22 protein-coding genes and 1 tRNA gene are annotated in these 22,575 nt (G+C 69.8%); 6 read left to right on the top strand and 17 right to left on the bottom strand.

Annotated elements, in window-relative coordinates:
• Position 1: 1 nt before the first annotated feature.
• Genes ACZ7OU_RS03205 through ACZ7OU_RS03165 form a run of 9 tightly spaced genes read right to left on the bottom strand, consistent with a single transcriptional unit; the run spans position 2 to position 9,041 of the window.
• A complete protein-coding gene (locus tag ACZ7OU_RS03205) occupies positions 2-550 on the bottom strand; it encodes a dTDP-4-dehydrorhamnose 3,5-epimerase family protein (RefSeq protein WP_470254067.1) in 549 nt (182 codons plus the stop codon).
• Positions 547-1,731 (bottom strand): polysaccharide pyruvyl transferase family protein, encoded by a 1,185-nt coding sequence (locus tag ACZ7OU_RS03200; RefSeq protein ID WP_470239580.1) that lies wholly within the window; start codon positions 1,729-1,731, stop codon positions 547-549. The genes ACZ7OU_RS03205 and ACZ7OU_RS03200 overlap by 4 nt, the downstream gene beginning before the upstream one ends.
• Complete coding sequence (locus ACZ7OU_RS03195; protein WP_470254066.1) at positions 1,728-2,672, bottom strand: glycosyltransferase family 2 protein; 945 nt, start codon at positions 2,670-2,672, stop codon at positions 1,728-1,730. The genes ACZ7OU_RS03200 and ACZ7OU_RS03195 overlap by 4 nt, the downstream gene beginning before the upstream one ends.
• A gap of 7 nt (positions 2,673-2,679) precedes the next feature.
• Complete coding sequence (locus ACZ7OU_RS03190) at positions 2,680-4,062, bottom strand: hypothetical protein (protein WP_470254065.1); 1,383 nt, start codon at positions 4,060-4,062, stop codon at positions 2,680-2,682.
• Positions 4,063-4,067: 5 nt separating this feature from the next.
• Positions 4,068-5,348 carry a DUF4910 domain-containing protein gene (locus tag ACZ7OU_RS03185; protein ID WP_470254064.1) on the bottom strand — a complete coding sequence of 427 codons (1,281 nt, stop codon included), beginning with the start codon at positions 5,346-5,348 and terminating at the stop codon, positions 4,068-4,070.
• A complete protein-coding gene (locus ACZ7OU_RS03180; RefSeq protein WP_470239576.1) occupies positions 5,348-6,367 on the bottom strand; it encodes an NAD-dependent epimerase/dehydratase family protein in 1,020 nt (339 codons plus the stop codon). Before ACZ7OU_RS03180 ends, ACZ7OU_RS03185 begins: the two co-directional genes overlap by 1 nt.
• Positions 6,368-6,371: 4 nt before the next feature.
• Entirely contained in the window at positions 6,372-7,019 is a 648-nt protein-coding gene (locus ACZ7OU_RS03175; protein WP_470254063.1) for a PIG-L deacetylase family protein, read from the bottom strand.
• Positions 7,016-7,807 carry a glycosyltransferase family protein gene (locus ACZ7OU_RS03170; RefSeq protein WP_470254062.1) on the bottom strand — a complete coding sequence of 264 codons (792 nt, stop codon included), beginning with the start codon at positions 7,805-7,807 and terminating at the stop codon, positions 7,016-7,018. Before ACZ7OU_RS03170 ends, ACZ7OU_RS03175 begins: the two co-directional genes overlap by 4 nt.
• A 1-nt stretch (position 7,808) precedes the next feature.
• Positions 7,809-9,041 (bottom strand): class I SAM-dependent methyltransferase, encoded by a 1,233-nt coding sequence (locus ACZ7OU_RS03165; protein WP_470254061.1) that lies wholly within the window; start codon positions 9,039-9,041, stop codon positions 7,809-7,811.
• Between the two features lie 209 nt (positions 9,042-9,250).
• Here ACZ7OU_RS03165 and ACZ7OU_RS03160 point away from each other — a divergent pair, with 209 nt between their 5' ends.
• Entirely contained in the window at positions 9,251-9,619 is a 369-nt protein-coding gene (locus tag ACZ7OU_RS03160; RefSeq protein WP_470254060.1) for a YrdB family protein, read from the top strand.
• Between the two features lie 55 nt (positions 9,620-9,674).
• On the opposite strand, the gene ACZ7OU_RS03155 is transcribed toward ACZ7OU_RS03160, so the two are convergent.
• Both ACZ7OU_RS03155 and ACZ7OU_RS03150 read right to left on the bottom strand, forming a co-directional pair.
• Positions 9,675-10,550 (bottom strand): LLM class F420-dependent oxidoreductase, encoded by an 876-nt coding sequence (locus tag ACZ7OU_RS03155; protein ID WP_470254059.1) that lies wholly within the window; start codon positions 10,548-10,550, stop codon positions 9,675-9,677.
• A 40-nt stretch (positions 10,551-10,590) separates the two neighbouring features.
• A complete protein-coding gene (locus ACZ7OU_RS03150; RefSeq protein WP_470254058.1) occupies positions 10,591-11,559 on the bottom strand; it encodes a YncE family protein in 969 nt (322 codons plus the stop codon).
• Between the two features lie 135 nt (positions 11,560-11,694).
• Between ACZ7OU_RS03150 and htpX the strand changes: the two genes are divergently transcribed.
• Genes htpX through ACZ7OU_RS03135 form a run of 3 tightly spaced genes read left to right on the top strand, consistent with a single transcriptional unit; the run spans position 11,695 to position 15,005 of the window.
• Positions 11,695-12,546 carry a zinc metalloprotease HtpX gene (gene htpX, locus ACZ7OU_RS03145; RefSeq protein WP_470239569.1) on the top strand — a complete coding sequence of 284 codons (852 nt, stop codon included), beginning with the start codon at positions 11,695-11,697 and terminating at the stop codon, positions 12,544-12,546.
• 52 nt (positions 12,547-12,598) lie between these two features.
• The gene (locus tag ACZ7OU_RS03140; RefSeq protein WP_470254057.1) at positions 12,599-13,693 is read left to right on the top strand and encodes an LLM class flavin-dependent oxidoreductase; all 1,095 of its coding nucleotides are present in this window, start codon (positions 12,599-12,601) and stop codon (positions 13,691-13,693) included.
• Between the two features lies 1 nt (position 13,694).
• The gene (locus ACZ7OU_RS03135) at positions 13,695-15,005 is read left to right on the top strand and encodes an NtaA/DmoA family FMN-dependent monooxygenase (protein WP_470254056.1); all 1,311 of its coding nucleotides are present in this window, start codon (positions 13,695-13,697) and stop codon (positions 15,003-15,005) included.
• Here ACZ7OU_RS03135 and rfbA read toward each other — a convergent pair.
• Together rfbA and ACZ7OU_RS03125 are read right to left on the bottom strand one after the other, a co-directional pair.
• Entirely contained in the window at positions 15,002-15,883 is an 882-nt protein-coding gene (gene rfbA / locus ACZ7OU_RS03130; protein ID WP_470239566.1) for a glucose-1-phosphate thymidylyltransferase RfbA, read from the bottom strand. The genes ACZ7OU_RS03135 and rfbA overlap by 4 nt on opposite strands.
• Before the next feature lie 56 nt (positions 15,884-15,939).
• Entirely contained in the window at positions 15,940-17,079 is a 1,140-nt protein-coding gene (locus ACZ7OU_RS03125) for a sialidase family protein (protein WP_470239565.1), read from the bottom strand.
• Positions 17,080-17,266: 187 nt separating this feature from the next.
• Here ACZ7OU_RS03125 and ACZ7OU_RS03120 point away from each other — a divergent pair, with 187 nt between their 5' ends.
• The gene (locus tag ACZ7OU_RS03120; RefSeq protein ID WP_470254055.1) at positions 17,267-17,938 is read left to right on the top strand and encodes a hypothetical protein; all 672 of its coding nucleotides are present in this window, start codon (positions 17,267-17,269) and stop codon (positions 17,936-17,938) included.
• Between the two features lie 447 nt (positions 17,939-18,385).
• Here the strand turns inward: ACZ7OU_RS03120 and ACZ7OU_RS03115 are convergent, their stop codons facing one another.
• The 3 genes from ACZ7OU_RS03115 to ACZ7OU_RS03105 form a co-directional block, all read right to left on the bottom strand.
• The gene (locus tag ACZ7OU_RS03115; protein ID WP_470254054.1) at positions 18,386-18,859 is read right to left on the bottom strand and encodes an HIT family protein; all 474 of its coding nucleotides are present in this window, start codon (positions 18,857-18,859) and stop codon (positions 18,386-18,388) included.
• Complete coding sequence (locus ACZ7OU_RS03110; protein WP_470254053.1) at positions 18,856-18,987, bottom strand: hypothetical protein; 132 nt, start codon at positions 18,985-18,987, stop codon at positions 18,856-18,858. The genes ACZ7OU_RS03115 and ACZ7OU_RS03110 overlap by 4 nt, the downstream gene beginning before the upstream one ends.
• 317 nt (positions 18,988-19,304) lie before the next feature.
• Positions 19,305-19,796: a YajQ family cyclic di-GMP-binding protein gene (locus ACZ7OU_RS03105; protein ID WP_470239563.1), complete on the bottom strand. Its 492-nt coding sequence runs from the start codon at positions 19,794-19,796 to the stop codon at positions 19,305-19,307.
• Positions 19,797-19,914: 118 nt separating this feature from the next.
• Here ACZ7OU_RS03105 and ACZ7OU_RS03100 point away from each other — a divergent pair.
• Positions 19,915-19,997 (top strand) — tRNA-Tyr (locus ACZ7OU_RS03100).
• 112 nt (positions 19,998-20,109) lie between these two features.
• Here the strand turns inward: ACZ7OU_RS03100 and lon are convergent.
• Entirely contained in the window at positions 20,110-22,512 is a 2,403-nt protein-coding gene (gene lon / locus ACZ7OU_RS03095; protein ID WP_470254052.1) for an endopeptidase La, read from the bottom strand.
• Between the last annotated feature and the right edge of the window lie 63 nt (positions 22,513-22,575).

The following is a 22,575-nucleotide window of genomic DNA, read 5'->3' as shown; positions in this document are numbered from 1 at the left end:
GTCACCTCGTTGGTTTCAACGCCTCTCCGAGAGACGGCGCGCGCTCATCCCGGTCACTGACCATTGTGACCGACAGTGGCCACGAAATGTCCAATTCTGGGTCTTTGTACGAAATTGTGATGTCTTCGGACGGGTCGTGGGGACGATCGATACGGTACGAGACGTCCGAGATATCGGTGAGTGACTGGAATCCGTGCGCGCAGCCCGCGGGGATGTACACGGAAACCTGCGTGTCACCGGAAAGTTCGAACGTTTTCACAGCACGGAATGTCGGCGAATCCGGTCGGAGATCCACGACGACGTCGAAGATCGCGCCGGAAGAGCACCGCACCAGCTTCGCCTCGCCGGCTCCGCCGCGCAGGTGCATCCCGCGGATGACTCCCTTGCGGGAGCGGGAAAGGCTGTCCTGGGCGAAGCCGTCCGGGTCGATCCCCACCGACGCCACGACTTCGCGGTCGAACGTCCGGCTGAAGAAGCCGCGCTCGTCGGCGTGCGGGGTCGGTTCGAACAGGTACACGCCCTCGATCTCGGGCACCGGAATGGCCTTCATCGCGCACCCCCGAAGAGGGCCGCCGAAAGGGCGGCGAACTGGTCCTTGAGTCGTTGGACGTTGTTCTCGTTCCGTTCCGCCAGGATCTGGCGCAGTTCCGGCGAACGGTTTTCGAGTTCGGTGAACTGCTCGACGAGCCGGTCGAAGTCGACGGTCTTCGCCCGCTGGGTGAAACCGTCGAGGCCCATCTCCGCCATCAGCACGTCGTTCTTCGGCGCGTACCCGATCGCGACGGTCGGTTTCGCGACCTTCAGGGCGCAGAGCACGTTGTGGTAGCGCGTGGCCACCACGCTGTCCACCGCCGCCATCTCGTGCATCAGCTCGTCCAGGGTCTCCGCCGTGGCCGCCGTCACCAGCGGGGAAGCGGTCTTCTCGATGATCTCGTCGACGACCTGCCGGTCGATCTGGTCGCCGATGAACAGCCGGACGGGTCTGCCCTGGTCAACGAGCCGGCCGACGAAACGGTTCATCGTGTCCACGTAGTGGCGGTAGATGCGGTCGCCGTCGGCGCGGTCGTCGTTGCCGCCGTAGTAGGCCATCACGCCGACGCCGACGGTGCCCGGCACGCCGTCGGCGTCCGGAGTGGGGAGGGAGAACGCGAGGTCGGGGTAGACCTCGTCGCGGCTGGTGTCGACACCCATGGCGCGCATGGCGTCGCGGGAGATGTCGTCGCGGTAGGAGCGGTAGGCGGCGAGCCGGCCGGCCCAGCGGACCAGTGTCCGGGTGGCCCGCGCGCTGATGTGGTTCGCGCCGACGCTGACCAGCGCGACCTTGGTGCCGAAGAGCCGCCCGGCGGCGGAAAGGAGGAACAGCGAATACGGGAAACCCCACGGACGCAGCGGAAGCGTCGCTTCGAGGACGCCCATGCCGGGCACGATGACGACGTCCTGCTCGCGGACCCAGGCGGCCGTGCGGCCGATGTCGACCAGCTTGCCGAGTCCCTTGAGGACGATCGACCGGAGGCCGGACGCCGTCTCGTACTCGGCCTGGTTCCAGTGCAGGGGCGTGGTGTCGACGCCGTACCGCTCGCGGACGATGTCCGGGCCGCCCACCAGGCCGGTCAGGACGGCGTCCGGGTGCTCGGTGCGTAGGTAGCCGAGCACGGCTTCGAGGGAACCGTCGTTGCCGAGGTTCCCCGAGCCGAGCAGGCCGAAGACACCGACGCGCGGGGCACGCTTCACGCGAGCCTGCCTTCGCGGCCGGCCACGATCTCGTTGACCGTGGTGACGTCGGAGGCGGTCGGCGCGCGGTCCTCGACGCGCTCGCCGTGGCCGGACTTCGCGCGGTTGGTCAGCCAGCTGCCGAGGTGCGCGAAGCACTCGCGCTTGTCGGCGGCCGAGATCGGCGCGCGGCGGATCAGGTCCGCGAAGCCGTAGACGTACTCGCCGAGCAGGCGGACGGTGGGATTCCGGAGCCGGTTCGCGCGCCGCGGGTCCAGATTCGCGCACCGGCTCCGGATGGTCGGGTTGGCCCGTTCCGCGCGGCCCGGGTGGTCGCGGCGGAAGTAGAGCAGCTCGGGCACCTGGTGGAACGCACCGTGCAGGGCCATCTCCGCGGAGTAGGTCCGGTCGGCGTGGTGGTAGCTGTCGAGCGGCTTGACGCGGCGGAGGACGTCGGTGCGGATGACGCCGTAGAAGTCGTCGCCGCCGGGCTCGAACAGGATGCTGCGGAAGCGGTCCGGGGCGTGCGGGGACGCGGTGTTCAGCGTGTACTGGAGCGGCTGGACGATGCGGCCGTCGCCGTCGATGATCGCCTGGTCGCAGTGGGCCAGCATGATCTCGGGGCGCTCGTCGAGGGCCTCGACGCACCGCTTGAGCAGGTCGCGGGCATAGAGGTCGTCGTGGGAGACCCACTTGAAGAGCTCGGTGCGGGACACGTCGAACACGTAGTTGTGGTTCGGGGTCGCCCCGATGTTCTTCGGCTGCCGGACGTAGCGGATCCGGGAGTCCTTCTCGGCGTAGCGGCGGCAGATCTCGTCGGTGCCGTCGGTGGAGGCGTTGTCCGAGATGATCAGCTCGAAGTCTTCGTAGGTCTGGCCGAGCAGGGCGTCCAGAGACTCGGCGAGGTACTCCTCGCCGTTGTACACCGGGAGGCCGAGGCTCAGCCGCGGGACGGTGGTCATGGAGTCCTCATTCCTTGATCGGCTCTTTGATCGGCTCGAAGACCACGGTGGTTTCGTTGATCGTTTCCCTGAGCGGGGCGAAGACGATCGTGGGCGCGTCGAACCCGGGGTCGTCCGGGGCCGGCGGCACGTAGTCGCGCAGCCCGAGCCGCAGCTGCCACCACCAGACGATCGACCCGGTGAGCGTCGCGGTCGCGACGCCCCAGGCGGACCCGGCCGCACCGCCGAGGAAGGCGCCGGTGATGCCGAACGTGACGTAGAACAGGGAGGCGATCAGCTGCGACCGCAGGCTCCGCGGGGCGGCGCCGAGGGCACGGAGCCCGGCGGCCGCGCCAGTGGCGATGCTCGCGCCGACCACGGCGAGGGTGACCGGGAGGATCAGCGGGGACGACGAGTCCCACACGTCACCCATCACCCAGCGGCCGGCGCTGTCGGGCAGGAGGAGCAGCAGGCCGAGGCCCCAGCACAGCGCGGCGGCGGCCTGCCCGCCGCCGAGGATCATGCAGAAGTGCTTGAGCCGGTGCGGTGCCCGCTGGAGCACGCGCGCGCCCTCGGCGACCGTGACCAGCGACAGGCCCATGAGCAGGGCCAGGAACGGGCCGAGCAGCTGCTCGGCCCCGCGGACCGCGCCGACGGCGGTGATCCCGGTGATGGCGCCGAGACCGTACGCGCGCAGCTGGGACGCGCCGCTGTTGCTGACGTTCTCGATCAGGTACCGGACACTCAGGTCGCGCTGCGTGCGCAGCCAGCCGACGAGCTCCCGCGGGTGCGGGAGGATCCCGGTCTGGAACCAGCCGTAGACCGCGGCGAGCGCGGCCGCGATGCCCCAGGCCAGCACGAACGCGACGACCGTCCCGATCCGGCCGGCGATGAACAGCGCCGGCATCAGGGCGACGCCGCACACGACGTCGTTGAGGAACGCCTTCTTCCCCTGGCCGCGAGCGAAGAACGCGAACCGCCACGCGTCCTGCAGCAGCAGGCCGGGCAGGACGGCGGCGAGCGCGACGAACGCGTTGCCGAGCGGGCCGCCCGCGGCCAGCCCGGCGATCAGGCTGACCACGCCGGTCACGCAGCCGACGCCGATCGCGGTGCCGGACGCGCTGGCGACCCCCAGGCGCCAGCGGTCCTCCGGCACCGCGCTGAACCGCACCATCAGCGGGTCGGTGGCCAGGCCGCGCGACACGTTCAGCACCACGCCGTAGGTGACCCAGGCGAGGCTGAAGATGCCGAACGCGAACGTGCCGAGCTCGCGGGCCACGTACAGCCCGACGGCGAAGTTGGTCAGGCTGGACACCGCCTGGTCGCCGAGGCCCCAGCTCAGCCGTCCGGCCATCGCGCGCACCGCGCCCGACCGGAAGATCGAGCGCGGTGCGCGGCGGTGGTTGGCCACGGCGCTCACTCCTTGACCAGACCGGCGTCGTGCAGGGCGCGGGCCGCGACGTCGACGATGTCGAACGGCAGGCCGGCCCGCTCGGCGATGTCGAGGAGCGAGTGCTCGCCGTCGGAGAGGTTGAGCACCCAGAGCATCGCCATCTGGGCTTCCTTGGCGTCGCTGCGGCCGCCGAGCGAGTCGTACAGCCCGCGCTTGCCGAGCTGCGGCTCGCCGTACGGGCTGAGGTTGACGTACCGGCGGTTGCGGTCCAGGACGCCGAACGCGTCGCGAAGCGCGCCGAGCGTGTCCTCCATGGCCGCCGGCGAAACGAAACTCGGGTTGTCCGCGGAGGTGTGGTACTCGGGGTAGCCCGCGTACGGCGTCCGCGTCAGGGACCCGACGCCGAGGTTGAAGCCGGGCGAGCAGAACTGGCGCTCGTCATAGCCATACGGCGAGAAGTCGACAACGCGGTGCTCCCGCGAACGCAACACGTGCTGCATGACGCGGTCGATCTCGGCGTCGTCGCGGCGGGACTTCTTGTACGTCAAAGGTCCCGAGTCGCCCGCGCACGCCAGCACCAGGCCATGACGAACCTTCTCGATCCGCGAGGCGTTGCGGGCCAGCCAGGTGATCGAGCCGATCGTCCCCGGCATGAACAGGAACCGGTAGGTGTAGTGCGGCTGAGACTCAGCCAGCTGCTGCGCCAGCGAGACGGCCACCGCGATGCCAGCCAGGTTGTCGTTGGCCAGCGACGGGTGGCAGACGTGGCACGAGACGATGACCTCGTCGGTGACGCGGCCCGGGACGACGTGCTCGCCGTAGGTGAGCGAACCGTCGGCCAGGGTCGAGTCGATGACGACGTCGTACTCGCCGTCGGGCAGCGCGTCGAGCTTCTCCTGCGCGAGGCAGAAACCCCAGGCCGGGGCGTAGTAGCTGGTCCGGTACGGCACCCACGACGGCTGGTCCGGCAGCGTGTGCAGGTGCTCCCGCAGCTCGCTCAGCGGCATCCGCCGCGACACCGGGACGCTGTACCCGACGACGTGCAGGTTCGACTCCTGGAAGTCGATGACGCGCTCACCCGACGGCGACGCGACGTACGCGTCCCGGATGTTCCACTCCTGCGGGATCGTCCAGTCCAGCACCGCCGTCCCGGTCGGGACCTCGTGCCGCTCCAGCGCGATGTGCTCGCCGATGATGTCCAGGGTCTGCCGCACGCCGTCGCCGGTGATGCTGCGGCAGATCGGGTACAGCCGTTCGACCAGGGCGTGCAGCTCCGCCCCCGACCGCAGCTGCGTGCCCGTCACTAGTGCCGCCGCATGGTGTCGTCGATGCGGCCGGCTTCGCCTTCGCTCTTCAGCCAGGCGAGCCGGGTGAACAGCTTCTCGAACGACTCCCGGGTGAGCCCGAACTTGCGGTAGGCCTCGATGAGCTCGACGGCGCCGTCCTTGACCGACCACTCGCAGGCGAAGCCCGGGATGGCGTCGCGGAAGCGCGAGAAGTCGACGCGGTAGGAGCGCGGGTCGGCGCCGGCCTCGCCGGTGATGTTCAGCGTCGAGCCCGGCACGGCCTCGACGACCTCCTGGGCGATCTCGGCCACCGTGACGTTGTTGTCCTCGGTACCGATGTTGAAGGCCTTGTTGTGCACGGCCTCCTTGGGCGCGGTCAGCGCGGCCGTGAACGCGCGCGCGATGTCCTGCGCGTGCACCAGGGGCCGCCACGGCGTGCCGTCGGAGAGCACCAGCACCTCGCCGGACAGGTGCGCGTGCGCGGTCAGGTTGTTCAGCACGATGTCGCCGCGCAGCCGGGGCGAGTAGCCGAACGCGGTCGCGTTGCGCATGTAGACCGGGGTGAAGTCGTCGTCGGCGAGCTCGTGGACGTCGGCCTCGACGCGCACCTTCGACTCGGCGTACGGCGTCACGGGCTTCAGCGGCGCGTCCTCGTTGACGAGGTTGGCACCGCCCGCGCCGTACACCGAGCAGGTCGACGCGTAGAGGTACCGCCCGACGCCGGCCTCCTTCGCCAGCTTCGCGAGCTTCACGGACGCGTGGTGGTTGATGTCGTAGGTCAGCTCCGGCGCGAGCGAGCCCAGCGGGTCGTTCGACAGCGCGGCGAGGTGGATGACCGCGTCGAAGCCCTCCAAGTGCGAGACGGTGACGTCGCGCAGGTCGACGGCCACCCCGGCCGGGTCGGCCGGCGCGGGCCCGAGCAGGCAGTCCTCGAACAGGCCCGAGTCGAGGCCGGCGACCTCGTGACCGGCGGCGGCGAGCACCGGGGCCATCACCGTCCCCAGGTAGCCCTTGTGCCCCGTCAGCAACACCCGCATCGGATCAGCCCTTCAGATCGAGAGTGAGTTTCTTGACGAAAAACGCTTCGGCGTACTTCGTGGCCGCTTCGATCCCGCGGATCCGCGCCAGGCCGAGGAACGCTTCGCGGTCGTACCAGCCGCGGTGCCGCTGCGACGCGTAGTGCTCCTGCAGCAACCGGACCTTCGACTCGGCGACGTCGTCGTCGAGCGGCTGGTACACCGAAGGGGCCCCGAGGTCGCCGTCCCACTTGACGATCTCGTAGCCCAGCGCCAGGTGGTCGCGGAACGTCGTCGGCACCAGCTTGGCGAGCCCGCGGTGGTCCTGGTGGGCGTCGTCGGTCCGGGGCGCCAGGATGACGTCCGGGTCAGTCCGCCGCCGCAGCTCCTCCAGCGCGTTCTTGGCCTCTTCCCAGTGCGCCGGGAAGCGCCCGTCCGGCAGTTTCAGCACCGTGACGTCGAGCTCGGCGCCCGGGCAGAACGCCGCCAGCGCCGCCCGCTCCTCGTCCTCTCGGGGCGTGCCGCCGCCGGAGAGGATCAGCGCGTCCACCTTCAGGCCCGGCCGCGACGCGCACAGCGTCAGCAGGGTGCCCCCGGCGCCGATCGCGATGTCGTCGCAGTGCGCGCCGAGGGCGACGACGCCGCCGAGCCGTCCCGGCCGGAGCCCGATCACGCGGTGCTCGCGACGGGCTGCTCCCAGAGCGCCCAGGGCTTCTTGCCGTGCGTGTAGGCGTCGTCGAGCGCGGCGCGCTCCTTGACCGTGTCGGTCGGCTTCCAGAACCCGCGGTACGGGTACGCCAGCAGCCGGCCGCGCTTGGCCAGCTCACCGCAGCCGTCGGCGACCAGGTCGCCGTTCTCCGGGATGTGGTCGAAGACCTCCTGGCGCAGCACGAAGTACCCGCCGTTCTCCCACAGCGGCATCTCGCTGACCGCGGTGATCGACCCGACCATGCCGCCTTCGTTCATCTCGACGCAGTGGAACGACGACTGCGGCGGGACGACCATCATCGACGCGCCGGCGTCGGTGTTCGAGAACCGCTCGATCATGTCGGGCAGCGGGACGTCGGACAGGACGTCCGCGTAGTTCGCGAGGAACATCTCGTCGCCGTCGAGGTAGTCGCGGACGCGGCGCAGGCGCTCACCGATCGGTGACTCGATGCCGGTCTGCACGAACGTGATCGTCCAGTCGGCGATGTCGGTCGACAGCAGTTCGGGCTGCCCGTTGCGCAGGACGAAGTCGTTGGAAATGGTTTCCTGGTAGTTCAGGAAGAAGTTCTTGATGTGCGCCGCGCCGTAGCCGAGGCACAGGATGAACTCCGTGTGGCCGAAATGCGCGTAGTAGCGCATCACGTGCCAGATGAGCGGTCTCGGTCCGACCATCGCCATCGGCTTCGGGACGTCGTCGGCCGCGCCGTTGCGCATCCGCATCCCGTAGCCACCGCAGAAGAGAACGACCTTCACTTCACTGCACCTCGACGATTTCCAGGCGGGGGATGGGGAACACGAGCTTTCCGCCCCACTCACCCACGAACGACAGCTGTTCGGTCAGTTCCTCCCGGAGGTTCCACGGGAGGACGAGCACGTAGTCGGGCCGGTCGGCTTCGATCCGCTCCGGGGGCAGCACCGGGATCCGGGTGCCCGGGGTGAACCGGCCGTGCTTGTACGGGTTGCGATCGACCGTGTACTGCAGCAGGTCCGTCCGGATGCCGCAGTGGTTCAGCAGGGTGTTGCCCTTGCCGGGGGCGCCGTAGCCGACGACGGTCTTCCCGTCGTTGCGCGCCTCGATGAGGAACTTCAGCAGGTCCAGCCGCACGCGGGTGACGCGCTCGGCGAACTCGGTGTACCCGGACAGCTCGTGCAGCCCGGCCGCCTTTTCGCGCTCCAGGACGTCGGTCATCCGCTCGCTGGGCTCGCCCGCGACCTCGTCGGGACGCGCCCAGAGCCGGATCGACCCGCCGTGCGTCGGCACGAGCTCGACGTCGACCACGGTCAGGCCGCCGGTCGCGAGGGCCCGGCGCGCGGATTCGACCGTGTAGTACTGGAAGTGCTCGTGGTAGATCGTGTCGTACTGGTTCTTCTCGATCAGCGTGAGCAGGTGCTGGACCTCGATGGAGACCCAGCCGTCGTCGGCGACGAGCGCGCGCAGGCCCTTCGTGAAGCCGAGGACGTCGGGGATGTGCGCGTAGACGTTGTTCGCGGCGACCAGGTCGGCCGGGCCGTGCTCCTCGCGCACCTGCCGGCCGGTTTCCCCGGAGAGGAAGGCCGTCAGGGTGGGCACGCCGGCGTCCCGCGCGGCCTGCCCGACGTTCACCGAAGGTTCGACACCCAGACACCGGATGCCGTGCCCGACGACGTGCTTGAGCAAGTAACCGTCGTTGCTGGCGACCTCGACGACGAACGACTTCTCGTCGAGCCCCAGCCGTTCGACCGAGCCGTCGACGAACCGCTTCGCGTGCTCGACCCACGACGTCGAGAACGACGAGAAGTACGCGTACTCGGTGAAGGTGTCGTCAGGATCGATCAGCGGGGGGATCTGGGCGAGCCAGCACTCGGTGCACACCATGAGGTGGAGCGGGAAGGTGGCTTCCGGCTCGTCGAGCTGTTCGGCGGTCAAGAATCGCTCACACGGGGGAGTGGCCCCGAGGTCCACCACGCTGGCCGTGTTTGTCGAACCGCAGAGTCGACATGTGGTCATCTACCAGGCTCCTTGGCTCAGCGGTCGCGATCTGCGCTTAACACGTCGAGCAGGGGTGGATCCTCGTTACAGCGACGCGTGGTGGCCTGGTGGACCGATTCGGAACCGCAACATCACCACGCCGGGCGGGTGACGTGTGGCCGAGATCACGGACGGTGCCGGTCCGGACCCGTAACGTCCACAGTGGACCTGGGTCCTAGGCTGGCGCGATGACTCCGGAGCCGACTCCCCGCCTGAGCGGGATCGCGGGCGTGGTGCTGACGGTCCGCTTCCTCACGGAGCTGGCCCTGCTGGGCGGCCTCGCGCTGGCCGGCACCCAGCTCGGCAGCGGGGTGGCGCTGGCGGTCGTCGACGCGGTCCTGCTGCCCGTGGCCGCGGCCGCGATCTGGGGCCTGTTCATCGCCCCGCGGGCGGCCCGCCGGCTGCCGGAACCGGCCCGCTTCCTGGTGGAGTTCGCCCTGTTCGCGGCGACCGGCGTGGTGCTGGCGCTGGTCGGCTGGCTGGTGGCGGGGATCGTGCTGGCCGTCGTCGGCATCGGTGTCGCGGCGCTGACCCGCGTCGTCGCCAAGGACGGCTGAGCCCCCTCCGCCGGGTGGCGGAGAGGGCTCGGGCAACTTGCCGATCGCGAGTTGCTCAGCCGAGCTTGTCGGCGGCCGGGATGACGTCGGTGCCGAACTTCTCCAGCACCGCCGGGTTGTGGACGTTCGGGACCATGCCGAGGGCGACGTGGATGCCCAGCCCGTTCAGCCGCTCCAGCTCCTTCAGCAGCTCGCCGGACTTCTCGCCCGTCTCGCCGACGTCGAGGATGTGGTAGACGGTCTTGACGATCGAGTCGTAGTCACGGCCCTGCTCGTCGCAGTGCCGCCGGAGCACGTCGAGCTTGTGCTCCAGCTCGGGGCTGTTGAACAGGTTGCACGCGTCGGCGTACTTCGCGACGAGCTTCAGCGTCTTCTTTTCGCCGCCGCCGCCGATCATGATGAGCGGACGCGGCTTCTGCAGCGCCTGCGGCACGTTCAGCAGCCGTTCGGCGTCGAAGTGCTTGCTCTTGAACGGCTCGTCGCCCTCGGCCCACATTTGCAGCACGTACTGCAAGTTCTCTTCCAGCAGCTCGAACCGCTCGGAAACGGGCGGGAACGGAAAGCCGAGACCCTTCGACTCCTCCTCGTTCCAGCCCGCGCCGATGCCGAGGACCGCGCGGCCGCCGGACAGCACGTCCAGCGTCGTGATCGCCTTGGCCAGCAGGCCCGGGTGCCGGTACAGCACACCCGTGACGACCGTGAGGAGCTTCGCCCGCGAAGTGTGCGCGGCGATGAAGCCGAGGGTCGTGTACGCCTCGAGCATGTCGTTCTCGACGGGACCGACCCCGCCGATCTGGAAGAAGTGGTCCATCACGGCGATGGAGTCGAAGCCCGCGTCGTCGGCGGTGCGGACGACGGCGGCCAGTTCGGCGCCCAGCGCGGACGCCCCGTTCGGCCAGGTGAAGTCGGGGATCTGCAGTCCGAGTTTCATAGTCTCCGACCGTATACCTGGAGTTACCCCAGCCGGGTGCTCAGAAATCCCGGATGAGGGAAACCCTGCCGTGCAAGGGATCCGTGACGAACACCGTGCGCGTGCGCTGGTCGACCGCGACGTCGCCGGGGTTGACGCCCAGCGACAGCTCGCCGGTCAGCGTCCCGCTCGCGCCGTCGATCCGGCTCACCCCGTTCTGGCCGCCGTTGGTGTACACGGTGTTCGTGCCCTGGTGCACGGCGAGCGCGGAGGATTCGCTGCGCAGCAACACGGTCTTGCGCTCGGTGTGCGTCGCCGCGTCCACAATGGACATGTGGTGGATGCCGGAGTTGGCCACGTACACCGAACCGCTCCCGGCGTGCACCGCGACGGCGGTCGGCCGCGCCCCGACCTTCACGCTGGCGACGAACTTCCCGCTGTCGATGGAGAACACTTCCAGGGAGTCCGTGCCGGTGCTGGCGCAGTAGGCCAGCTTGCGGCCGGGGTCGACCGCGACCCCGCCGAGGCTCGGCTTCGGGCCCGGCACGAGCGCGGCGAGCGTGCAGCTGACGCCGTCGAGCACGGCGAGCGTGCCGGTGCCGCCGCTGGCCGCGTAGACGCGGTTGGCCTGCTCGTCCACGGCCAGCGCGGACGCGCCGGCGCCCGCGCCGATCACGCTCACCAGGTCGTGGGTGCGGCCGTCGAGCACCACGACGGTGCCGGCCGGCGGGTTCGCGACGTAGATCCGGTTGGCCGCCGTGTCGACCGCGACGTCACCGGGGGCGCCGCCGACGCTGATCACCGCGCCGGCCGCGGCGGTGCGCGGGTCGATGACCGTGAGCGTCCCGGCCTGGGGATCCGTGACGTACGCGAGCCCGGTGACCGGGTTCACCGTGACCGCGGTGGGCGCCCCGCCGAGCTCGATCGACCGGACGTCCTCCGCCCGCGCGACCCCGGGTAGGACCAGGGCCCCGGCACCGGCCGTGACCAGGGCGAACAGGGTCCTCCGGCCTATCGGGCGACCTCGCATCGGCGCCTCCGCTCGTGATCAACTCGCTCATCGAGCCTAACCCGCGCGATCATCACGTGAAGGAACTTCGCGTCGCCCGATCGCGTTGTTTCCAATGGGTAACCACGGGGAATGAGCGGACGGAGGCGAGCGAGCGTGCACGGGCACCAGAACGGGTTGAAGACGGCGATGCTGCTCGGTCTGCTGTCGGCGATCATCATCGCGATCAGCGGCCTGTTCGGCCGCGGCGCCCTGGTCATCGGCCTGGTCGTCGCGCTCGGGATGAACGCCTTCGCGTACTTCAACTCGGACAAGCTGGCGCTGCGCGCGATGCACGCGCGGCCGGTGTCCGAGGTCGAGCAGCCGGCGATGTACCGGATCGTGCGCGAGCTCGCCCACGTCGCCCGCCAGCCGATGCCGCAGCTCTACCTCAGCCCGACCGTCGCGCCCAACGCGTTCGCGACCGGCCGCAGCCCGCGCCACGCGGCCGTCTGCTGCACCACCGGCATCCTCGACCTGCTGGACGAGCGCGAGCTGCGGGCCGTGCTCGGCCACGAGCTGTCCCACGTCTACAACCGCGACATCCTCATCTCGTGCGTCGCCGGCGCGCTGGCCAGCGTGATCAGCGTGCTCGCCAACATCGCGCTGTTCTTCGGCGGCAACAACCGCGACGGCAGCCCGCTGGTCAGCCTGATGCTGATCTTCGTCGGGCCCATCGCGGCGGCGGTCATCCGGATGGGCGTGAGCCGGTCGCGGGAGTACCAGGCCGACGCGTCCGGCGCCGAGCTGACCGGCGACCCGCTGGGCCTGGCCTCGGCACTGCGCAAGCTGGAGGCCGGGACGCGGGCGCGGCCGCTGGTCGCCGAGCCGCAGCTCGTGTCGCAGTCGCACCTGATGATCGCGAACCCGTTCCGGCCGGGCGAAGGCCTGAGCAAGCTGTTCTCGACGCACCCGCCGATCGCCGACCGCATCGCGCGGCTCGAAGAGATGGCCCGGCGCCGGTTCTGATCCCAGCTGGTGGGAGTGGGAATCCGGGTTTCGTCCCGGAAGTTCTCAGGGCATGGTCTCCGCAGAGCTGCACCTGGGCGTCGCCATCGACGGGGCCGGGTTCCACCCGGCCGCCTGGCGGGTGTCCGCGGCCGAACCCGCCGCGCTGTTCACGTCCGGCCACTACCTGAAGTACGCGAAGCTGGCCGAAGCCGCTTCGCTCGACTTCGTCACCCTCGACGACTCGCTGGCGCTGCAGTCCGGCGGCGAGGGCGTCGTGCGCGGACGGCTCGACGCGCTGCTCACACTGTCGGCCATCGCGCCCGCGACCAGCCGGATCGGCCTGGTCCCGACGGTCACCACCACGCACACCGAGCCGTTCCACGTCTCGACATCGGTGGCGACCCTGGACTACGCGAGCCGCGGCCGCGCCGGCGTTCTCGCGATCCCGTCCTTGACCGACACCGAGGCCGCGCACTTCGGCCGTCGCCCGGCTCCTTCCCCGCGAGACGCGGAGGCCGAGACCGCCGAGGTCGTCGACGTCATCACCCGGCTGTGGGACAGCTGGGAGGACGGCGCGATCATCCGCGACGCCGCCACCGGCCGGTTCATCGACCGCGACAAGCTGCACTACGTCGACTTCGAGGGCCGCTTCTTCAGCGTGAAGGGCCCGTCGATCACCCCGCGCCCGCCGCAGGGCCACCCGGTGACCGCGGTCTACGGCGACTCGCCGCACGCGGTCGGCGCCGACCTGGTGATCACCCGCGCCGACCACCTCGACGCCGTGAGTGCCGCGGCCGCCCGGTTCCCCGGTGCCAAGGTCCTCGCGACGGTGTCGATCGTGCTCGCCGAGACCGAGCAGGGCGCCCGCGACCGGCAGCACGAGCTGGACGCCCTGGTCCCGTTCGAGCCCGTCGGCCTGTCGTTCGTCGGCACCCCCGCGCAGCTGGCCGCCGAGCTGCCCCGCTGGGCCGCCGAGACCGGCGTCGCCGGGTTCCACCTGCGGCCCGCCGTCCTGCCCGACGACCTCGACCTGCTCGCCGGCGAAGTCGTCCCGGCGCTGCGGGCGGCCGGCGCCTTCCGGACCGGCTACCGCGGCACGACGCTGCGCGACCACCTCGGCCTCGGCCGGGCCGTCAACGCCTACGCCGTCACCCCGGGAGCCTGAGATGACCAAGCAGATCAAGCTCGCCGCGCACTTCCCCGGCGTCAACAACACGACGGTGTGGAGCGATCCCGCGTCGGGCAGCCAGATCGACTTCGCGTCCTTCGAGCACCTCGCGCGCACGGCCGAGCGCGGCAAGTTCGACTTCCTCTTCCTCGCCGAAGGCCTGCGGCTGCGCGAGCACGCCGGCAAGATCCTCGACTCCGACGTCGTCGGGCGCCCCAACACGACCACCGTGCTGGCCGCGCTCTCCGCCGTCACCACGCACCTCGGGCTGGCCGGGACGCTGTCCTCGACGTTCAACGAGCCCTACGAGGTCGCCCGCCAGGTCGCGAGCATCGACCACCTCTCCGGCGGGCGCGCGGCGTGGAACGTCGTGACGTCGCCGGACGCCTGGACCGGCGAGAACTTCCGCCGCGGCGGCTTCCTCAAGCGCGAGGACCGCTACGCGCGCGCCGAGGAGTTCCTGGCCACCGTGCGCGAGCTGTGGGACAGCTGGCAGCCCGGCACCCTGGTGGGGGACAAGGAGAACGGGGTCTTCGCCCGTGACCCCGGCAAGTTCGTCCACAGTGGACCGCAGTTCGACATCCACGGCGAGTTCACGCTGCCGCGCACGCCGCAGGGGCAGCCGATCGTCATCCAGGCCGGCGACTCCGACGAAGGCCGCGAGTTCGCCGCGAAAGCCGCCGACGTCATCTTCAGCCGCCACGGCACCCTCGAGGACGGCCAGGCGTTCTTCCACGACGTCAAGCGGCGGCTGGCCACGTACGGCCGCGAGCACGGCGAGCTGCTGATCATGCCGGCCGCGACGTTCGTCCTCGGCGACACCGACGCCGAAGCCGAGGAGCACGCGCGCGAGATCCGGCTCCAGCAGGTCCGGCCGGCGACCGCGATCCAGTTCCTCGAGCAGGTCTGGAGCCGAGACCTGTCGGACTACGACGTCGACGGGCCGTTGCCGGAGATCGACCCGGACCCGGCCGCCGAGCCGCTGACTTGGGGCCGAGTGCGGCACGAGAAGGATCCTGCGCAGGTGGCACGCAAGTGGCGGGCGCTCGCGGAGGAGAAGAAGCTCTCGATCCGCGAGCTGGTGATCGAGGTCACCGCGCGCCAGCAGTTCGTCGGCACGCCGTCCACGGTCGCTTCGACGATCGACGAGTACGTGCAGTCCGACGCGGCCGACGGGTTCGTCCTGGTGCCGCACCTGACCCCGGGCGGGCTCGACGAGTTCGTCGACAAAGTCGTCCCCCACCTGCAGGAACGCGGGGTGTTCCGCACCGAGTACGCCGGGCCGACACTGCGCGAGCAGCTGTTCTAGACCGAAGCTCCCGCGGCCGCGGCGACTGCCTTCACGTAGTCGCCGTAGCCGGACTTCGCCAGCTTCTCGCCCAGCGCGTAGCACTCTTCGGCGGTGATGAAGCCCATCCGCAGCGCGATCTCCTCGAGGCACGCGATGCGCACGCCGGTGCGGTGCTCCAGCACCTGCACGAACTGGCCGGCTTCGAGCAGCGAGTCGTGCGTGCCGGTGTCGAGCCAGGCGAAGCCGCGGCCGAGGTCGACCAGCGCCGCCCGGTCCTGGCGCACGTACGTGAGGTTGACGTCGGTGATCTCGAGCTCGCCGCGAGCCGACGGCGTCAACGCGCCGGCGATGTCGACGACCTCGTTGTCGTAGAGGTACAGCCCGGTGATCGCCTTGTTCGAGCGCGGCTTCGCGGGCTTCTCCTCGATGGAGACCAGCTTGCCGGCCGCGTCGACCTCGCCGACGCCGTAGCGCTCGGGGTCCTTCACCGGGTAGCCGAACAGGACGCAGCCGTCGAGGTCGCGCACGGCCTGCTGCAGCCGGCCGGAGAAGCCCTGGCCGTAGAAGATGTTGTCGCCGAGCACGAGCGCCACGTCGTCGTCGCCGATGAAGTCCGCGCCGATCACGAAGGCCTCGGCCAGTCCGTTCGGGCTGGGCTGCTCGGCGTAGGAGAACGAGACGCCGAACTGGTCGCCGTTGCCGAGCAGCTTGCGGAACATCGGCAGGTCGGCGGGGGTGGAGATGACGAGGATCTCGCGGATCCCGGCCAGCATCAGCACCGAGATCGGGTAGTAGACCATCGGTTTGTCGTAGACCGGCAGCAGCTGCTTCGACACCGCCTGGGTGATCGGGTGCAGGCGTGTCCCGCTGCCTCCGGCCAGCACGATGCCCTTCATGGACTGCCTCCCTCTCCGCGGCCAAGACCCCGCCACCCTACGGGCAGGGCCCGGCGTCAGAAGGCCGGTCCCTTGCCGAAGTACGCGGCGCAGCGGCCGTTGAGCCACTCGGTGGCGATCTCGAGCACGTTCTTGCCGTCGTCGACCGGCAGCACCGTCGAGGAGTAGTTCGGGCAGAAGTTGTTGTAGATGCCGGTGATGTGGACCGGGGCGGGCAGCTCGTACCAGTTGCCGCTGCCGAAGTTGTCGTTCGCCAGCAGCACCTGGCCGTTCTTCGGCTGCGGCTGGCCCTTCGCGTTGGTGTAGATCTGCCCGACCATGACGATCCGGACGCCGTTCGGGCCGCCGGGGAAGAGCGTGATCGTCTGCGCGTGCTGGAAGTAGTTGCCGTTCGCGGTGTTGACGCGCGTACCGGGGTCGGTGGGGCTGCCCCAGTTGGCGCCGTCGGGCGAGATCTTGAAGTACGGGTCGCAGTAGCGGTCGCGGAAGTTGCAGATCTCGTAGGCGAAGTAGTAGCGGCCGTCGGGCAGCCTGCGGATGATCGGCATGCCGGGCCGGACCCGGTCCGGCGGGATGGCCAGGGTGAGCTGCTTGGTGCCCCAGTTGACGCCGTCGGTCGAGGCGACGCGGTTGAGGACCTGCGCGTACTTCGGTGCCTGCGTCTCGTCGGCGAAGTGGAGCCAGAGCGTGCCGCCGGCGTCGATGGTGAACTCGGGCTCCCAGACGCCGTCGATGTTGTGCGAGCGGGCGGCCTCGGACAGGAAGACCCACGAGCGGCCGCCGTCCTTGCTGGCCCAGACCTTGATCCCGACGCGCCGCTGCGCCCCGGCGTCCTGCCGGTAGGAGGCGGCCCAGAGCAGGGTGCCCGCGCGGAGCCGTCCGACCCGCTGCGGCAGTTCGTAGAGGGTGCCGCAGCACATGCCGTACCGGCCGTCGGGGTCGTGGATGGCGCCGATCTGGTGGAACGTCGCGCCCTCGTCGGTGCTCTCCAGGACGGGCGTGAACTTGCCGCTGGAGTCTTCGCTGGTCAGCGCGGCGATGATGTGCCCGCGGCCGAAGATCGAGTGGTCGAGCCGGACCAGCCGCGCGTAGGAGCCGAGGCCGGGCAGCAGCAGCTTGCGCTCGGCGGCGCTCGCGGGGGTCAGTGTCGCGCAGATCACGATGAGTGACAGCACGAAGGCGAGCGAACGGCGCATCCTGACCCTCTCCAAGCGGTGACCGCGCGATTACAGCACGCGGGCCCGGTCCTTCGTGGACAGTCACACGGGCATTCGCGCGTTCGAGGGAGCTGCTGAGCGCTTTCGGGTGACCGGTTACGTAACGCTCCGGCAAAGGCCGCCGAAAGATCACCAGGGGGCCGGTTGGTGGCCCCGAGGGGGAACGATGAAGCTCCGGCTGTCCTGCCTGCTGCTGGTGGCGTTGGTATCGGCGTGCGCACCGGACACGGGATTCGGCACGATCGTCGGGGCGCCGACGTCAGAGTCGGCTTCAGTGCCGCAGCCGCCCACGACGTCCGCGGCCCCGGCGGTGCGCGACGTACCGACGGAGACGCACACGGGCAAGGGCGAGGGCCAGTTCGAGGTGACGTGGCCTGCGGACCAGCTGGGCTTCTTCACGTTCGACTGCCCGAAGTGCTCGGCGAACGTGATCATCAGCACCGACGGCGGCGAGTTCAACCTGGTCAACGCGATCGGCAAGTACAAGGGCACCACGTGGCTCAACACGGACCCGGACCGCCCGACGACGAAGATCACGGTCCTCGCGAACGCGGCGTGGACGGCAACGATCGCGGATCACCGAAGCATCCCGACGGCGGCACCGGGCGCGCCTTCGTCGGGCAAGGGCGACGCGGTTTTGCGCATCCCGGAGGGGATCGCGAAGGTCAAGTTCACAGCGAAGACCCGGGGGAACGTCGCGCTGTGGGTGCATGCGGAGGATTTCGAGGACCTGCTGGTCAACGAGATCGGCGACGTGGACGTGGAGAAGGAGGTCCGGGGGCCGGCTTACCTGCGGGTGGACGGGTATGAGGCCGGCTGGACGGTGACGCCGTCCTGAGCGGGCGTCGCGGGTTTGTTGACCCTCCACTTTGACTAGTGGGTGGCCTCTCGGCATCTCGTCGACCTGGCGCAGCCCGATCACGCCGGGTCAAGGGGCACCTTCGCGCCGACCGTGACCAAGCTCCGAAACTGCCCCTTGACGCGGCGTGATAGCCCTCTGGGAGGTCGACGAGATGCCGTCTGGCCAACCACGGACGCAACGTACGAGCCCTGCCGGCCATCTCGGAGACCTGCCCGTCCGGCGAGGACATCTCTTCTCGGATCCGCGGCTTACCTGACCCCTTCGGCCCGCTCGCCCCGGCCGACTCGCGGGGATCGGCCGCCAGGCCGCACGCCCCCGCGAGGGCGTGGCCGGGGTAAAGGGCTGAGGCCGAGCGGCCCCGGAGGGGTCGCCTTGATCCTGTAGAGAAAGTTCTCACCAAGCCTCCACCTCATGGGCAGTGGCTCAACCGAGGAGAGCCCGAAGCGCTGCGGCATCGCTGGCGAGTTGCGCAGGGTCGATCTGGGATTCGTCGCCACTCTGAGGCAGCAGCGGGAACGGCCTGCCCGGAGCGGGGTCCTCGATGAAGCGCGGCAATAGGTGCGTGTGGAGATGCGGGACCGTGTTCCCCAGCGTCTCGTAGTTCATCTTCAGCGGCCGGTAGAACGCGGCCAGCGCCTTCGCCACGGTCAACGTCGCCTTCCAGTACGCCTGCGCCTCCGACTCGCTCAGCTCGAACGGCTCGACGACGTGACGCCCCCGCCAGATCACGAGCGTGTACCCGCGCTGGATGTCAGCTCGCTGGAGCACGGCGTCCACATCGGCCGTCTCGAAGATCCGGATCCCGTAGGTGTCTTCGTCCAAGCGCTTTGACTGGCACATCTCGCAGGCTTCGCCGCTGATCCGGTCAGCCCAGTTCCCCGGCCACTCGCTCGTCATGGCTGAATGTCACCTTCGTTCCACTCGTAGATGAACTCGTGCTTGTCGCCCGCGTAGACGTCGTGAGCGGCCTGCAGCGGCCTGCCGTCCTTGTCGTAGTCGACGTCCCACATGTGCATCACCGGCATCCCCGCGTGGAGGTTAGGAGCTTCGTCTCCTCCGGGGTCGGCATGAGCGCGCTGAACACCTCGACCCCTCGGAAGAATGTGTGCCCGAGCGACTCGATCAGCTCGTCGGGCCCCTCTGGCAGTGCGTCGGGCGACTCAAGGCGAGTGTCCGCTGCGAGCCACAGCGGGTAGTAGCTCGCGGAGACCACGACCGCCTCGTCGTCGAGGAACTGCAGGCGACGGCGAGACGCGGACGCTCGTCGACTCCGCGCTCGGTTGTACCGACGTTGTACCCGCGGGCATCTGAACCCAGATACCCGCAGGTCAACGACGATAAGTCACCGGTAGTTGGTGAACTGCAGCGCGATCTCGAAGTCCTTGCCCTTCAGCAAGGCGATCACGTCCTGCAGCTGGTCCTTCTTCTTGCCCGACACCCGCAGCTGGTCGCCCTGGATCTGGGCCTGGACGCCCTTCGGGCCCTCGTCGCGGATGAACTTCGCGATCTGCTTCGCCTTGTCCGAGGCGATGCCCTGGATGATCTTGCCGCCGAGCTTGTAGATCTTGCCCGACAGGGCCGGCTCGTCCGCTTCGAACGCCTTCAACGAGATGCTGCGCTTGATCAGCTTCTCCTTGAACACCTCGACCGCGGCCAGCGCGCGCTCCTCCGTCTCGGACTCGATCGCGATCGCTTCCTCGCCGGACCAGTTGATCGTCGTGCCCGTTCCGCGGAAGTCGAAGCGCGTGCCCAGCTCCTTGCTCGCCTGGTTCAGCGCGTTGTCGACCTCCTGGCGGTCGACCTTGCTCACGACGTCGAAAGAGGGATCCGCCACGTGTCCTCACACCTCGTACTCGCTAGTCAGGGGCCACCCAGCCTAGCCCCGGGTATCCCGGTTGACCCCCACCGGGAGCCGTTGGGTAAGCTTCTTTCCGGCCGGTACGACCGGTCCTGGCGGGTTACCCGAGTGGCCAAAGGGGACTGGCTGTAAACCAGTTGGCTTACGCCTACGGGGGTTCGAATCCCTCACCCGCCACAGTCAAGGCCCCGTGATCCGAGTTCGGATCACGGGGTCTTTTTTGTGGGGAGAACGGCCGGCTTCCCTTGGGGGAGAGGGAAACCGGCCGTCCAGGGGGCGGCGTTCGGGGTTACGCCGCCTGGGAAACCGGCATCGATGCCGGCGTCAAGGCGAGGTCGAGGACCTCGCGGACGTTCGCCACCGCGTGGACGTCCAGCTGGGCCAGCACCTCGGCCGGGACGTCGTCCAGGTCCGGCTCGTTGCGCTGGGGGATGATCACCGTCTTCATGCCCGCCCGGTGGGCCGCCAGCAGCTTCTGCTTCACGCCGCCGATCGGTAGCACCCGGCCGGTCAGGGAGACCTCGCCCGTCATCGCCACGTCCGCGCGGACCACCCGGCCCGAGAGCAGCGATGCCAGCGCCGTCGTCATCGTCACGCCCGCCGACGGCCCGTCCTTCGGGACCGCGCCCGCCGGGACGTGGACGTGGATGCCGCGCTCGCGCAGGTCGCCCACCGGGAGCTCCAGCTCCGCGCCGTGCGAACGCAGGTAGGACAGCGCGATCTGCACCGACTCCTTCATCACGTCGCCGAGCTGGCCGGTCAGCTGCAGCCCGGACGCGCCGGACTCCTGGTCCGCCAGCGACGCCTCGATGTACAGGACGTCACCGCCGGCACCCGTCACCGCCAGGCCCGTCGCCACACCCGGGGTCGCGGTCCGCTGGGTCGACGCCGGGAGCGACGACTCCGGCACGTGCCGCGGCCGGCCGAGGTAGTCCGGAAGGTCGGGAGCGTCGATCGACAGCGGCAACGCGACCTCGTCCAAGGCCACCTTCGTCGCGATCTTTCGCAACACCTTCGCGATCGTCCGGTTCACGTCGCGCACGCCCGCCTCGCGGGTGTACTCGGCCGCGATCCGGCTGAACGCGGCGTCCGTCAAAACCACGTCCGCCGTGGCCAGGCCGGCTCGCTCCAGCTCGCGGGGGAGCAGGTGGTCGCGGGCGATGGTGACCTTCTCGTGCTCGGTGTAGCCGTCCAGCGTGACGAGCTCCATGCGGTCCAGCAGCGGGCCGGGGATCGTCTCGAGCGCGTTGGCCGTCGCCAGGAACACGACGTCGGACAGGTCCAGCTCGACCTCGAGGTAGTGGTCGCGGAACGTGTGGTTCTGCTCCGGGTCCAGCACTTCGAGCAGCGCCGCCGTCGGGTCGCCGCGGTAGTCGGCGCCGACCTTGTCGATCTCGTCGAGCAGCACGACCGGGTTCATCGAGCCGGCTTCCTTGATGGCGCGGACGACCCGGCCGGGCAGCGCGCCGACGTACGTGCGGCGGTGGCCGCGGATCTCCGCCTCGTCGCGGATGCCGCCCAGGGCGACCCGGACGAACTTCCGGCCCATCGCCTTCGCGACGGACTCACCCAGCGACGTCTTGCCGACCCCGGGAGGGCCCGCGAGGGCGAGCACCGCGCCGGAACGACGTCCGCCGACCGGGCCGAGACCCGATTCCGCGCGACGCTTCCGGACGGCCAAGTACTCGATGATGCGTTCCTTGACGTCGTCGAGACCGGCGTGGTCGGCATCCAGGACGGCCCTCGCCGCGGCGATGTCGTAGCTGTCCTCGGTGCGCTCGTTCCAGGGCAGCTCCAGGACGGTGTCCAGCCAGGTGCGGATCCAGCCGCCCTCGGGGGACTGCTCGGACGTGCGGTCCAGCTTGTCCACCTCGGCCAGCGCGGCCTTCTTGACGGCGTCAGGCAGCTCGGCGCCTTCGACGCGGGCGCGGTAGTCCGTCTCGTCAGTGGTGCCGTCGAGCTCGCCGAGCTCCTTGCGGATGGCCTCGAGCTGGCGGCGCAGCAGGAACTCCTTCTGCTGCTTCTCCATACCCTCGGCGACGTCCTTGCGGATCGTGTCGGTCACCTCGAGCTCGGCGAGGTGCTCCTTGCTCCACTCGAGCGCCTTCTCCAGGCGTGCGCTGACGTCGAGCGCGGTCAGCAGCTCGAGCTTCTGCTCGGTGTCGAGGTACGGCGCGTTGCCGGACAGGTCGGCGACCGCGGAAGGGTCTTCGACCTGCTGGACGGCGTCGATCAGCTGCCAGCCGCCGCGCTGCTGGAGGACCGAGATGACGACGGCCTTGTACTCGGCCGCGAGCTGCGCGGTCCGGTCGTCCGTGGTCTCGGTGGCGTCTTCGGCGTGCACCCAGCGGGCCGCGCCGGGTCCGTCGGCCATCCGGCCGACGACCGCGCGGGAGGTGCCGCGCAGCAGGACGGCGGCCTTGCCGTCGGGCACGCGGCCGATGCGCTCGACCGTCGCGACGGTGCCGAACTCGGCGTATTCGCCGTGGACGCGCGGGACGATGAGGACCTCGGCCTTGGTGGTGCCGGTCGACCGGATGCCGGGGAACGACGCCTGGCTGGGCGTGTTGGCCTGGGCGGACTCCACCGCGGCTCGCGTCTCGGTGTCGGTGAGGTCGAGCGGGACGACCATGCCCGGCAGCACGACGTCGTCATCGAGCGGGAGCACGGGCAGGAGGCGGGTGTCGGACATGTGCACTCCTCGTGTAGTTGAGTCTGCCTAGCTCAACTCTCCGATGGGTGCGTTTGTTTCCGA

It is taken from the genome of Amycolatopsis sp. NPDC114505 (assembly GCF_055633615.1).
This window is presented reverse-complemented; position numbering and strand designations above follow the sequence as displayed.

Excerpts from the sequence above, each read along its gene's own strand:
- ACZ7OU_RS03205 (WP_470254067.1), bottom strand. The coding sequence starts at position 550 with ATGAAGGCCATTCCGGTGCCCGAGATCGAGGGCGTGTACCTGTTCGAA.
- ACZ7OU_RS03195 (WP_470254066.1), bottom strand. The coding sequence starts at position 2,672 with ATGACCACCGTCCCGCGGCTGAGCCTCGGCCTCCCGGTGTACAACGGC.
- ACZ7OU_RS03180 (WP_470239576.1), bottom strand. The coding sequence starts at position 6,367 with ATGCGGGTGTTGCTGACGGGGCACAAGGGCTACCTGGGGACGGTGATG.
- ACZ7OU_RS03165 (WP_470254061.1), bottom strand. The coding sequence starts at position 9,041 with ATGACCACATGTCGACTCTGCGGTTCGACAAACACGGCCAGCGTGGTG.
- ACZ7OU_RS03160 (WP_470254060.1), top strand. The coding sequence starts at position 9,251 with ATGACTCCGGAGCCGACTCCCCGCCTGAGCGGGATCGCGGGCGTGGTG.
- ACZ7OU_RS03155 (WP_470254059.1), bottom strand. The coding sequence starts at position 10,550 with ATGAAACTCGGACTGCAGATCCCCGACTTCACCTGGCCGAACGGGGCG.
- ACZ7OU_RS03150 (WP_470254058.1), bottom strand. The coding sequence starts at position 11,559 with ATGCGAGGTCGCCCGATAGGCCGGAGGACCCTGTTCGCCCTGGTCACG.
- ACZ7OU_RS03140 (WP_470254057.1), top strand. The coding sequence starts at position 12,599 with ATGGTCTCCGCAGAGCTGCACCTGGGCGTCGCCATCGACGGGGCCGGG.
- ACZ7OU_RS03135 (WP_470254056.1), top strand. The coding sequence starts at position 13,695 with ATGACCAAGCAGATCAAGCTCGCCGCGCACTTCCCCGGCGTCAACAAC.
- rfbA (WP_470239566.1), bottom strand. The coding sequence starts at position 15,883 with ATGAAGGGCATCGTGCTGGCCGGAGGCAGCGGGACACGCCTGCACCCG.
- ACZ7OU_RS03125 (WP_470239565.1), bottom strand. The coding sequence starts at position 17,079 with ATGCGCCGTTCGCTCGCCTTCGTGCTGTCACTCATCGTGATCTGCGCG.
- ACZ7OU_RS03120 (WP_470254055.1), top strand. The coding sequence starts at position 17,267 with ATGAAGCTCCGGCTGTCCTGCCTGCTGCTGGTGGCGTTGGTATCGGCG.
- ACZ7OU_RS03115 (WP_470254054.1), bottom strand. The coding sequence starts at position 18,859 with ATGACGAGCGAGTGGCCGGGGAACTGGGCTGACCGGATCAGCGGCGAA.
- ACZ7OU_RS03110 (WP_470254053.1), bottom strand. The coding sequence starts at position 18,987 with ATGCCGGTGATGCACATGTGGGACGTCGACTACGACAAGGACGGCAGG.
- lon (WP_470254052.1), bottom strand. The coding sequence starts at position 22,512 with ATGTCCGACACCCGCCTCCTGCCCGTGCTCCCGCTCGATGACGACGTC.